Source organism: Rahnella sp. RFA10(1/100) (assembly GCF_004195115.1).
In the GTDB taxonomy this organism is placed as follows: Bacteria; Pseudomonadota; Gammaproteobacteria; order Enterobacterales; family Enterobacteriaceae; genus Rahnella; species Rahnella perminowiae.
This window is the reverse complement of the sequence record NZ_SEWR01000007.1, coordinates 22,814-35,083: the sequence shown is the minus strand read 5'-3', so window position 1 is coordinate 35,083 and position 12,270 is coordinate 22,814. Positions and strand designations below refer to the sequence as shown.

Sequence of the window (12,270 nt, the reverse complement as noted above, 5' to 3'; positions counted from 1 at the left end):
TGATTCTCCTCGATACCTGGTGAGGGCAGAGTGCTTCTGCCCTGTAGAACGTAATCTGTGACTTAATTCATTTCAGCCTGGGTGGCGCGTGGTGTTTCTGCCTGCGGTTTTTGGGTTGCGGCGACATCCGGCTCATCTTTGAAGCCGACCAGCCAGGTGAACAGCGCGCCGAGGACAAACGCGACGGTAATCGACAACAGGAAACCGAGGAACTGCGGCATATGGCCTTCTTTGAAGAACACCGGCAGTACGGCGATACCCGGCAGGCAATAGCTCCACGACACCGCATTAAAGGAACCGGCAATCGCGCCGCCGATACCACCTGCTACGCAACTGCACAGGAACGGTTTTTTTAGGCGCAGCGCCACACCGTAAATTGCCGGTTCCGTGATACCGAACAGACCGGTGACGCCAGCAGACAGTGAGATACCTTTCATTTCGCGACTGCGGGTTTTCAGGTATACGCCAAACATGCTGCCGGTCATGGCGAAGACGGCAGACGCCTGCAGACCGGTAAAGGTGTCATAACCCAGCGTGGCGTAGTTGCCGACGGTGACGGGTGTAATGCCCCAGTGAACCCCCAGGGTGACCAGTGGCTGCCAGAAAGCTCCCACCACAAAACCGGCAATCGTCGGGCTGAGGTGATAGAGCGTGTTGTAAACGCCGCCAATAGCACCGCCAATCAGATTACCCACCGGCCCGAACACCAGCAGCGTCATGGGCACCATAATCGCGATACAGAACATTGGCGTGAACAGGTTACGGATCACCACCGGCAGGAATTTATTAAAGAAATGCTCGATATAAGACATCGCCCAGACCATCAGAATGATCGGGATAACGGACGCGGTATAGCTCAGGTATTTCACCGGAATCCCCAGGAAATCCAGAGTGGGTGCCGAAACCGGAATGCCGACAACATTCTGTAAAATGTTGGCGATATCAGGATTACTGACTGCTTCGCGCATCAGTTGTTGCATGGCCGGGTCAGCGGAGTTGACCGACGTGATTTTGAACGCCGTCAGCATATTCATGTAATCGGGGCTGATCAGTGCACAGGCGGTAATGACGGCGGTGAAAGGGTTGACGTTGAATTTTTTCGCGGCGGTGAATGCAATCATCACCGGCAGGAAGGTAAAGGCCGTCCAGGAGACAAAATTCAGGATACGGTAAGTGCCGCTGCTGGCGTCCATAATCCCGACGGCGGCCAGGAAGGAGATAATTCCCTGTAAGATACCGCAGGCGGCAAGCTGATAAAGGAAAGGCGTAAAGATGCTGGAAATAACGTCCATGACACGGCTGACAATACCGACATTTGGCGCTGAAACCGGCGCGTTTTCATCAATCCGGATCAGTTTCAGCACCTGTTTGTAAGCATCGCTCACGTGGTTGCCGATCACCACCTGCATCTGTCCGCCGGCTTCGATAACAGTGATAACGCCTTTCACACGTTTTAATTCTTCTTTATCGACCGCTTTATTATCTTTCAGAACAAAGCGTAAACGTGTGGCGCAATGTGTGATACTAATCACATTATTATCGCCGCCAATATATTTAACGATCTCCTGAGCTGTCTGAGCGTAATCAATAGCCATTATTTATTATTCTCCTGCGGGTATACAGAGGTGAGCTTTTTTGTTTTTTTACTCGTTGGCAGGAGTGTAGCAAAAGAAAGTATATTGTCACGATATAACAAAAATCGAATCGGGTGATTTGTTACTTCTTTAAAACACCCTGTTTTTTCATTGCGCTGAGTCACGTTTTATTAAAGGTAATTTCTTCCCGATAGTCTCGATAATATAAAGTACCGGGATCTGCGTGGTAATATTATATTGCCCTTCGAGGACTATTTGCGGCATGTGGTAAGAGATGTTGAGGTCTGCCATCCGCGCCAGTGTTGAATTCTCGCTGTTAGTCAGGCTGATGATCTGGCAATTATGCTGGCTGAACTGCGTAGCGAAACGCAGCACTTCTTCCGTTTCACCCGAGACAGAAAGAATAATGGCGATAGCATCTTTATACATATCGCTGTTGATCGGGAAATAAGGGTCGTCAATAAAGGTACTGAATTTCCCGACATTAGAGAAAAAGCGTGCACTATACTTGCCTAATGAACCTGATGTTCCCACGCCCACAAATATAATACGTTGCGCATTGGCAATCTGGCGGGCTGCGTTTTCTAATAATTCATCAAACTCACTGTTATTAATGCTTTTGAAATAACTGATGATCTCACTGATACCAAATGATACCGGTGGCTTTTCTTCATGTTCTAAAAACAGCTTAAAGCGGATGCGGAATTCAGAATACCCCTCGCAGTCCATTTTCTTGCAGAAACGCAAAACGGTCGTGGTCGAGACGCCTGCGGCATCTGCCAGTTCACGAATGGTCATGTACATCGCCTTATCGCCGTTTTTGACGATGTAGTTGTAGACCGTCAGCTCCAGTTCATTTAACGCGGAAATGGCTTTATGTGTGAACATTCAGATGCCTGTTTGCAAAGAGCGGATAAAGGATGAACACGGTGTCAGAGATATTTTAACATCGTCACTTCACAATCAACATGGCCGGTATTGCCAAGTGCGCAATCAATGTGGTGAAAACCCAGACGCTCATACAGTGCAATGGCCTGGGTCAGACTGGCAGTGGTTTCCAGATAGCAGCGGGCAAAACCCTGCTGGCGCGCATGTTCAATAGCCTGTAAGGCCAGTCGTTTTGCCAGCCCCTGACCGCGCAGTGCCGGCATAAAATACATCTTCTGCAATTCACACAGATCACTCTCTGCACCGGATAATGGCGCGACGCCGCCGCCGCCCGCAACCACCCCGTCAAGTTCTACGACCCAGTAGGCGCAGCGCGGCTGACTGTAGGTTTCAAACAAATGATCCAGATTTGGATCCGCGACGGTATAGCCTTTATCGGCGGTCAGGCCAAATTCGGCAGAAACGTGGCGGATCACGTTGGCGATGGCTGCATTATCTTCATGGCGTATCGGTCGCACCCGCACGCTGACAGGAAGGGAGGTCGTCATGTTACTCACTCAGTTTCAATAACAGGTAATCAAACAGACCGTTTTAATACCACCTTAGGGCCTGCTGATGCAACGCCGCAGGCGTTTCCCGGTGGTTTTACTTATCTCAGATGAGCATTTTCCCCTGTACTGAAGGCAACTATTCTTTGCCTCCAGTACAGGGACATGATCAAACCTTCCTCGTTACACCCGTTGCGATGCCCCTTTCTTCTTTTAAGAAAGGCATTCTGCCAGCCTTTCAGAAGGCCAGATAAAATATCAGTTAATAATCAATACCACGTTAACCTGCGCCAGGTTCAGATTCAGGTTCAGCGTAAAGGCGGAGAGTGTTTAAGAATCGCTATCACTTATCGCTGACGCGTATTATTCCTCGTTATCGGGTAAACAACTTTTCGAACGCTGAATGTACTATTTAGTAATCTTAAATGCTGGTGTATCTGTATGAATGATCGGAAATTTATATGAATTTTCTATTTTTCTAAAAAACGGACGGATTTTCATTCTAATTTGTTAAAGGTATAGTTCAGTAAAGTTTATTTCCTCATAGACAGAATGTGTAAAGCTGGCGTTTTATATCACTGTCTGCTTTTCTTTTAAATTGATTTTAATGAATAAAATCAGATCATTTGTATTAATAAAATACATCAAATTTACTTACAGGTAAGGAGACCAACAATGAGTAACTTGACTATGATTGAGGGTGAGAATACGAATTTTCGTAACACACCTGAGATCAGAGGGCTGGAAAGCATGAAAGAGAACATACTCACCGATCGTTTTAAAATGGTGAAAAATTTTGATCTCAATTTATTAACTACGTTTGAGGCTGTTTTCATTCATCGTAGCGGAACCAAAGCGGCGGATGCTCTTGGCATCACACCTTCCGCTGTCAGTCAGGCTCTGGGGCGTTTGCGGGTTCATTATAATGATGCGTTGTTCATCAGGGATGGTAAGGCGCTGGCACCCACAACCGTTGCAGTGGGTATACATGAAGGGCTGGCAGAGGCTTATGACAATCTGATTGCGAAATTGCAGAATATCTCATTTGATTCTGTACCCACCCGCCTTGTTGTTAACTGTTCACCTTACTTATCTATGTTTACCATGAATGTGATGCGCAAGGTGCTGGATGAAGTGGCACCTGATTGCGAGATAATTCATCACGTCAGCAATAACTCCCTGACTGATATCGAAGAGTCGCTGATTTTCCGTAAAGCAGACATTGTTTTTGATATTCATCCGCACATTAGTCACTCCCGGGTAAGCCAGCATATTGCCGATGAAATGCCGGTCCTGATTTGCCGCGGTTCACATCCGCGCATCAAAGGAACGGTGACACGCGAACAGGCAATTGCTGAAGAGTATATTTTTGTGGATTCGGAAAGTGCCAGCGCTTTATCTAACCGGCTGAACGTGAATAAGATGCTGCAGCACGAAAGAAAAGTCAGATACATCAGCCCTTCATTACTCTCTATTATTTCAATGGTTGAGGTTTCTGACCTGCTGGCGTTTGTTGCCGAACGTTTCTATGAAAAAGTAAAAAATTCGTTCGATGTCCAGAAGCTGGAAATGGAGTTCGATTTACCTTCTCAGCCGATATATATGATTTATAACAAAGCGGCTCTTAATAACCAATTTTTTGCCACGCTGGTAAAAAAAATGACCGAGCTTTTTGTGGACGCGCATAACAACGATTCTCAGCCCTGAAGCAGATTAAATAAAAAAGGCCAGTCAGATTACGCTGACTGGCCTTCGTTTTTATTGTGTTTTAACGCTTACGGATAACCGGAATTACAGCGCGGCAATCGTGGCTTTCTGTTCTGCCAGTTTCACTTTTGCTTCGCCACAGGCCGTCAGACGTTCACGTTCTTTGGCGACGACGGCTTCCGGCGCACGCGCCACGAACCCTTCGTTAGACAACTTGCCTTCGATGGAGGCAATCTCGCCGTCCAGTTTTGCCATCTCTTTGTCCAGACGGGCCAGTTCGGCATCTTTATCAATCAGACCGGCCATTGGGATCAGCAGTTCCGCACCTTCCACCAGTTTGGTGACAGAAACCGGGCCTTTGTCGCCAGCAGGCAGAATGGTGATGGATTCCAGACGTGCCAGCGATTTAATAAAGCTCAGGTTCTGTTCCACACGACGTTGTGCATCTGCACTTGCGCCGCGCAGCAGCAGTTCCAGCGGTTTAGCCGGGGACAGGTTCATTTCAGCACGCACGTTACGGATAGCGATGATCGCCTGCTTAATCCACTCCAGATCAGCCAGCGCCAGTTCGTCCGCTTTTGCTGCGTCAAACTCAGGGAAAGGCTGCAGCATAATAGTTTCTGCCGTGATGCCTTTCAGCGATTTCACGCGCTGCCAGATGGTTTCTGTGATGAACGGGATGATCGGATGCGCAAGACGCAGCAAACCTTCCAGCACTTCTACCAGTGTATGACGGGTGCCGCGTAGCTGGGCTTCGTTGCCCCCGTTCATCACCGGCTTGGTCAGTTCCAGATACCAGTCACAGAACTGGTTCCAGGTGAATTCATACAGAATGCTGGCAGCCAGATCGAAGCGATAGTTATCCATCGCTTCACGGTAAGTTTTTACCGTGCGGTTATATTCCGCGAGGATCCAGCGGTCAGCCAGTGACAGCTCAAGTTCGCCGCCGTTCAGGCCGCAATCCTGATCTTCGGTGTTCATCAGTACAAAGCGGCTGGCATTCCACAGCTTATTACAGAAGTTACGGTAGCCTTCAAGACGCTTCATGTCCCAGTTGATGTCACGACCGGTAGACGCCAGTGCCGCCAGTGTGAAGCGCAGGGCATCAGTACCGTGCGGTTCGATACCGTTCGGGAATTGCTTCTCGGTGCGCTTGCGGATTTTCTCTGCCAGCTGCGGTTGCATCATGTTGCCGGTACGTTTTTCCAGCAGATCTTCCAGCGAGATACCGTCGATCATATCCAGCGGATCGATAACGTTACCTTTGGACTTGGACATTTTCTGCCCTTCATCGTCGCGGATAAGCCCCGTCATATAAACGGTGTGGAACGGAACCTGCGGCTTGCCGTTCTCGTCTTTCACAAAGTGCATGGTCATCATGATCATGCGCGCGATCCAGAAGAAGATGATGTCGAAGCCGCTGACGACCACGCTTGAAGGGTGGAAGGCTTTGAGGTCAGGTGTCTGTTCTGGCCAGCCCAGCGTGGAGAAAGTCCACAGACCGGAAGAGAACCAGGTATCGAGCACGTCTTCGTCCTGAGTCAGTACAACGTCTGCGCCCAGGTTATTTTCGCTGCGTACTTCCGCTTCGTCGCGGCCAACAAATACGTTGCCTTCGGCGTCATACCACGCCGGGATACGGTGTCCCCACCACAGCTGACGGGAAATACACCAGTCCTGAATGTCACGCATCCAGCTGAAATACATATTCTCGTATTGCTTTGGCACGAACTGAATGTCGCCTTGCTCAACGGCTTCCACCGCCACTTTCGCCAGCGGCGCAGTCCGCACATACCACTGGTCAGTCAGCATGGGCTCGATAACGACGCCGCCACGGTCACCGTAAGGCACAGTCAGATCATGAGGTTTGATTTCTTCCAGCAGACCGGCTTCGTCGAAGGCAGCGACCACGGCTTTACGCGCAGCAAAACGCTCAAGCCCACGGAACTGTTCAGGGATCTCATTGCTGCAGGCATCCGTTTCTTCGCCGTTGGTATCGAAAATTTCAGCGGCCTGGCGGATATCGCCATCAAAAGTCAGAATGTTGATCATTGGCAGGCCGTGACGTTTACCGACTTCATAGTCGTTAAAGTCATGCGCCGGGGTGATCTTCACGCAGCCGGTGCCTTTTTGCATATCGGCGTGTTCATCGGCAACAATCGGGATACGACGACCTACCAGCGGCAAAATGATCTCTTTGCCGATCAGATCCCGGTAACGCGGATCTTCCGGGTTAACGGCCACGCCGGTATCACCGAGCACGGTTTCCGGGCGCGTCGTCGCGACCACCAGGTAATCTTTGCCTTCAGCGGTTTTCGCGCCGTCAGCCAGCGGATAACGCAGGTGCCACATGGAACCTTTTGATTCGCGGTTTTCCACTTCCAGATCGGAAATCGCGGTGCGCAGTTTCGGATCCCAGTTCACCAGGCGTTTGCCACGATAAATCAGATCTTCTTTATACAGGCGAACAAACACTTCGCGCACGGCGTCAGACAGGCCTTCATCCATCGTGAAGCGCTCGCGCTCCCAGTCTACGGAATCGCCCAGACGGCGCATCTGGCGGGTAATGGTGCCGCCGGATTCTGCTTTCCAGTCCCAGATTTTGTTGATGAAGGCTTCGCGGCCATAGTCGTGACGGGTTTTGCCTTCTTCTGCGGCGATTTTACGCTCAACCACCATTTGCGTTGCGATACCCGCATGGTCAGTCCCCGCCTGCCACAAGGTGTTTTTCCCTTGCATGCGCTGATAGCGGATCATGGCGTCCATGATGGTTTGCTGGAAAGCATGACCCATGTGCAAGCTGCCGGTAACATTCGGCGGCGGGATCATGATGGCAAAGCTTTCTTTACTGGTGTCACCATGTGGCTTGAAATAGCCCTGTTGTTCCCAGTGCTCGTAAAGCGGCTGCTCGATGTCTTGCGGGTTATATGTCTTATCCATTTCGCTTCGTATTTTCGTCGGTCGATGTGGTGACTGAGGGCGTCGGGGCCGTCGTCAAAGAGAAACCCACGCTGCGATAGGCTTTGTAGCGTTCGCGCGCAAGTTGTTTAAGGGAATCTTCGTAAGGAACGAAGTCTACCACTTCATGGAAAGCAGTAGCAAAATCTGCAAACTCAGGCATCAGGCTGATGAGCAAGTCGCGCGGGGCATTACCGCGTTTTCCCGGCCAGCATAATTCAACCGGCGCGCCAAAACGCGGCCCTTCGCCAGCCAGGTTATGCGGGACAAAATGGCCCGGTTCGCGTTGCCAAAGCGCCTCATCCAGGCGTTCAGCCTGTTTTTGGTCTTCACAGGCCAGCAGAACACGTTTGCCCATCCGGTAACGTTCAGCGGCGACCACGCAGGCCAGGGCTTCGTGTGAGCTGAGCTCGCCACTGGCGTCCGGCGCATCGAGAAGAAAGAAGGTTGCCTGTTTCATGATGAGTTCACTGTGCTGCTGAGAAAAAAACAGGGGCGCAACTGGTGCGCCCGCCTGTGACAGGTCTGGCGAACCAGACCCTGATAGTGAAGATTATATCTTATTTAGCGCTGGAATCACTCATCGCCATCCAGGCCTGCACGGTTGAGCAGGAACTGTGACAGCAGTGCCACCGGACGACCGGTCGCACCTTTGTTCTTACCTGAACGCCATGCAGTACCGGCGATATCCAGGTGCGCCCAACTGTATTTACGGGTGAACCGTGACAGGAAACATCCGGCGGTGATAGCCCCGCCCGGACGGCCGCCGATGTTTGCCATATCCGCAAAATTAGAATCCAGCTGTTCCTGATATTCATCAGCCAGCGGCAGACGCCATGCACGGTCACCCGACTGTTCGGATGCACCGATCAGTTCATGAGCCAGCGGATTGTGATTCGACAGCAAACCGGTGATGTGATGGCCAAGGGCAATCACGCAGGCACCGGTCAGCGTGGCGACGTCAATCACCAGCTCAGGATCGAAACGCTCAACATAAGTCAGCGCATCGCACAGCACCAGACGGCCTTCGGCATCGGTATTCAGCACTTCGACAGTCTGGCCGGACATGGTGGTCAGAATATCGCCCGGACGGAATGCCTGACCGCCTGGCATGTTTTCACAGCCAGCCAGCACGCCAATGACGTTCAGCGGCAGATTCAGTTCAGCCACCACGCGCATTGCGCCATAAACCGCTGCGGCGCCACACATGTCGTACTTCATTTCGTCCATATCCGCGGCGGGCTTAATGGAAATACCGCCGGAATCGAAGGTCAGACCTTTACCGACAAGCACGATAGGCTTAGCGTCCGGATTAGGATTTCCTTTATATTCCATCACCGACATCAGTGATTCGTTTTTCGAACCCTGACCCACCGCCAGATACGCATTCATACCCAGCTCTTTCATCTGCTGCTCGCCGATAACGCGGGTCGTGATGTTGGTGCTGAACGCATCTGCCAGCTGACGGGCCTGTGACGCCAGGTAAGCGGCGTTACAGATGTTGGGTGGCATGTTGCCGAGATCTTTCGCGGCTTTAATACCGGCTGCCACCGCCAGACCGTGTTGAATAGCGCGCTCACCGCTGGTCAGTTCACGGCGGGTCGGCACGTTGAATACCATTTTACGCAGCGGACGGCGGGGTTCGGTTTTATTGCTTTTCAGTTGATCGAAGGTGTAAAGCGATTCTTTGGAGGTTTCGACCGCCTGACGCACTTTCCAGTAAGTATTACGCCCTTTAACGTGCAGCTCGGTGAGGAAGCAAACGGCTTCCATAGAACCGGTGTCGTTCAGGGTGTTAATGGTTTTCTGGATCACCTGCTTGTACTGGCGCTCATCCAGCTCGCGTTCTTTGCCGCAACCAATCAGCAAAATGCGTTCTGAAAGAATATTCGGTACATGATGCAGTAAGAGGGTCTGGCCCACTTTGCCTTCAAGTTCGCCACGGCGAAGCAGGGCGCTGATGTAGCCATCACTGATTTTGTCGAGTTGTTCGGCAATCGGTGACAGACGGCGAGGTTCGAAAACGCCGACTACAATACAGGCACTGCGTTGTTTTTCCGGGCTACCGCTTTTTACGCTGAACTCCATGCACTCTCCTGAATCTTAAAGACAAGGGCGGGAGGTACGGCTAGAATGAGTCGCCGGAGACACTCTCCCGTCATTGTGTTAACGACCTGTGTTAACCTTAAACGGCGTTAGTTTTTATTTTGGCGGCTATAAGCAAGTTCCTATAGGACACCCCAATTCTCGGTGTTGTAATACTATTTTAGCTGCGAAGGTTGCCATATGATGAGAATAAATGACGGATTAGCGATGAAACTAGCGATTTTCCTTCAAAAAGACAAGTTTTCACAGGCGTATTAAGCGTGATCATCATTAGATATCTGGTTAGGGAAACCTTCAAGAGCCAATTTGCCATTCTGTTCATTTTGCTTCTCATCTTCTTCTGTCAGAAGCTGGTCAGAGTGCTCGGAGCAGCGGTCGATGGCGATATCCCAACAAATTTAGTTCTCTCACTTCTGGGCCTTGGCGTTCCGGAAATGGCGCAGCTTATTCTGCCGCTCAGTCTGTTCCTCGGCCTGCTGATGACGCTCGGTAAACTTTATACCGACAGTGAAATCACGGTCATGCATGCCTGTGGCCTGGGAAAACGCTCACTGGTCATCGCCGCACTCATTCTGGCGCTGTTTACCTCATTCTTTGCCGGTGTGAACGCGATCTGGCTCAGCCCGTGGTCGTCCAAACATCAGGACGAAGTGCTGGCGGAGGCGAAAGCCAACCCGAGCATGGCCGCAATGGTGGAAGGTCAGTTCCAGCAAGCCCAGAACGGCAATGCGGTTCTGTTCGTTGGCAGTGTTAAAGGGAAAGAGTTCCATAATGTGTTCCTGGCACAGCTGCGACCGAACGGCAACCAGCGGCCTTCCGTCGTGGTGGCTGATAAAGGCCATATGTTGCAGCGTGCGGACGGTTCCCAGCAGGTGATGCTGGATAAAGGCACCCGTTATGAAGGCACGGCGCTGCTGCGTGATTTCCGCGTGACAGACTTCACCGATTATCTGGCGGTCATCGGCCATCAGACAGTGCAGCTTGACCCTAATCAGTCTGATCAGATGACCATGACGCAGCTCTGGCACTCTTCTGAGCCGGAAGCGCGGGCAGAGATGAACTGGCGTTTAACGCTGATCGTTTCAGTGTTTATCATGGCTTTGCTGGTGGTTCCGCTCAGTGTGGTGAATCCCCGTCAGGGGCGCGTACTCAGCATGCTGCCGGCTATCCTGCTGTATCTGATTTTCTTCCTGCTGCAAACCTCGCTGCGCTCCAACGGAGCCAAAGGTAAGCTGGATCCGATGCTCTGGATGTGGGGAACCAACCTGCTCTATCTGGCACTGGCGCTGGTGCTTAATGCATGGGATACCTTGCCGGTTCGCAAAATCCGTGCGCGTCTGAGAGGAGCTGCCTGATGTTTGGCGTATTAGACCGTTACATTGGTCGCACTATTTTCAACACCATCATGATGACGCTGTTCATGCTGGTGTCACTCTCCGGCATCATCAAGTTTGTCGATCAGCTGCGTAAAGTCGGGCAGGGCGGATATTCTGCCGCAGGGGCAGGTTTATATACTCTGCTGAGCGTACCGAAGGATATCGAAATCTTCTTCCCGATGGCGGCATTGCTGGGCGCATTGCTGGGCCTCGGCACGCTGGCAACACGCAGCGAGCTGGTGGTGATGCAGGCTTCCGGCTTCACCCGTATGCAGATTGCGGCCTCTGTGATGAAAACCGCTATCCCGCTGGTGCTGCTGACCATGGCGATTGGTGAATGGGTGGCGCCGCAGGGCGAACAGATGGCCCGTAACTACCGTGCACAGGCCATGTACGGCGGTTCACTGCTTTCTACCCAGAACGGATTGTGGGCAAAAGACGGTCACGATTTTATCTATATCGAACGCGTGGCCGGTGAAAAAGAGCTGACCGGCGTCAACATCTACCATTTCGATGAAGAGAATAAACTGCAGTCGGTCCGTTATGCGTCCTCCGCGACCTTTGATAATGGCGAGTGGAAACTCTCGCAGGTGGATGAGTCTGACCTGACGGATAAGCTGCAAATCACCGGTTCCCAGACACTGACCGGGGTATGGAAAACCAACCTGACGCCGGACAAACTGGGTGTTGTGGCACTCGACCCTGATGCGTTGTCGATCAGTGGCCTGCACAACTACGTGAAATACCTGAAGCAGAGCGGACAGGAAGCAAAACGTTACCAGCTGAATATGTGGAGTAAAATCTTCTCGCCACTGTCGGTTGCAGTGATGATGCTGATGGCGCTGTCATTCATCTTCGGGCCTTTGCGCAGCGTCCCAATGGGCGTACGTGTGGTGACCGGTATTTGCTTCGGTTTTCTGTTCTACGTGCTTGACCAGATCTTCGGTCCGTTAAGCCTGGTTTATAACATTCCGCCGATTCTGGGCGCCTTGCTGCCGAGCGGACTGTTCTTCGTCATCAGTATGTTCCTGCTGCTGAAAAAACGCTAAATCCGGCAGTGCACGGATACCGGTAAACAAAAAGCAGGCCTTT

Annotated in this window: 9 protein-coding genes; 3 read left to right on the top strand and 6 right to left on the bottom strand. The window is 51.4% G+C overall.

Annotated elements, in window-relative coordinates:
- Positions 1–62: 62 nt before the first annotated feature.
- The 3 genes from ETV65_RS18965 to ETV65_RS18955 form a co-directional block, all read right to left on the bottom strand.
- Positions 63–1,595 (bottom strand): PTS transporter subunit EIIC, encoded by a 1,533-nt coding sequence (locus ETV65_RS18965; protein ID WP_129954659.1) that lies wholly within the window; start codon positions 1,593–1,595, stop codon positions 63–65.
- Positions 1,596–1,742: 147 nt separating this feature from the next.
- Positions 1,743–2,483 (bottom strand): MurR/RpiR family transcriptional regulator, encoded by a 741-nt coding sequence (locus ETV65_RS18960; RefSeq protein ID WP_129954658.1) that lies wholly within the window; start codon positions 2,481–2,483, stop codon positions 1,743–1,745.
- A 44-nt stretch (positions 2,484–2,527) separates the two neighbouring features.
- Complete coding sequence (locus ETV65_RS18955; protein ID WP_129954657.1) at positions 2,528–3,031, bottom strand: GNAT family N-acetyltransferase; 504 nt, start codon at positions 3,029–3,031, stop codon at positions 2,528–2,530.
- A gap of 750 nt (positions 3,032–3,781) precedes the next feature.
- Here ETV65_RS18955 and ETV65_RS18950 point away from each other — a divergent pair.
- Complete coding sequence (locus ETV65_RS18950; protein WP_205951613.1) at positions 3,782–4,738, top strand: LysR family transcriptional regulator; 957 nt, start codon at positions 3,782–3,784, stop codon at positions 4,736–4,738.
- An 84-nt stretch (positions 4,739–4,822) separates the two neighbouring features.
- Here the strand turns inward: ETV65_RS18950 and ETV65_RS18945 are convergent, their stop codons facing one another.
- The 3 genes from ETV65_RS18945 to pepA form a co-directional block, all read right to left on the bottom strand.
- Complete coding sequence (locus ETV65_RS18945) at positions 4,823–7,678, bottom strand: valine--tRNA ligase (protein ID WP_129954655.1); 2,856 nt, start codon at positions 7,676–7,678, stop codon at positions 4,823–4,825.
- A complete protein-coding gene (locus tag ETV65_RS18940; protein ID WP_129954654.1) occupies positions 7,671–8,156 on the bottom strand; it encodes a DNA polymerase III subunit chi in 486 nt (161 codons plus the stop codon). The genes ETV65_RS18945 and ETV65_RS18940 overlap by 8 nt, the downstream gene beginning before the upstream one ends.
- 116 nt (positions 8,157–8,272) lie before the next feature.
- The gene (pepA, locus tag ETV65_RS18935; protein WP_129954653.1) at positions 8,273–9,784 is read right to left on the bottom strand and encodes a leucyl aminopeptidase; all 1,512 of its coding nucleotides are present in this window, start codon (positions 9,782–9,784) and stop codon (positions 8,273–8,275) included.
- A gap of 278 nt (positions 9,785–10,062) precedes the next feature.
- Here pepA and lptF point away from each other — a divergent pair, with 278 nt between their 5' ends.
- Positions 10,063–11,157, top strand: coding sequence for an LPS export ABC transporter permease LptF (gene lptF / locus ETV65_RS18925; RefSeq protein ID WP_129954652.1), 1,095 nt, complete (start codon positions 10,063–10,065; stop codon positions 11,155–11,157).
- Positions 11,157–12,227 carry an LPS export ABC transporter permease LptG gene (lptG, locus tag ETV65_RS18920; protein ID WP_129954651.1) on the top strand — a complete coding sequence of 357 codons (1,071 nt, stop codon included), beginning with the start codon at positions 11,157–11,159 and terminating at the stop codon, positions 12,225–12,227. The genes lptF and lptG overlap by 1 nt, the downstream gene beginning before the upstream one ends.
- Positions 12,228–12,270: the final 43 nt, after the last annotated feature.

Coding starts and splice junctions, on each gene's coding strand:
- ETV65_RS18965 (WP_129954659.1), bottom strand. CDS start 1,595: ATGGCTATTGATTACGCTCAGACAGCTCAGGAGATCGTTAAATATATT.
- lptG (WP_129954651.1), top strand. CDS start 11,157: ATGTTTGGCGTATTAGACCGTTACATTGGTCGCACTATTTTCAACACC.
- ETV65_RS18955 (WP_129954657.1), bottom strand. CDS start 3,031: ATGACGACCTCCCTTCCTGTCAGCGTGCGGGTGCGACCGATACGCCAT.
- pepA (WP_129954653.1), bottom strand. CDS start 9,784: ATGGAGTTCAGCGTAAAAAGCGGTAGCCCGGAAAAACAACGCAGTGCC.
- ETV65_RS18940 (WP_129954654.1), bottom strand. CDS start 8,156: ATGAAACAGGCAACCTTCTTTCTTCTCGATGCGCCGGACGCCAGTGGC.
- ETV65_RS18960 (WP_129954658.1), bottom strand. CDS start 2,483: ATGTTCACACATAAAGCCATTTCCGCGTTAAATGAACTGGAGCTGACG.
- ETV65_RS18950 (WP_205951613.1), top strand. CDS start 3,782: ATGAAAGAGAACATACTCACCGATCGTTTTAAAATGGTGAAAAATTTT.
- ETV65_RS18945 (WP_129954655.1), bottom strand. CDS start 7,678: ATGGATAAGACATATAACCCGCAAGACATCGAGCAGCCGCTTTACGAG.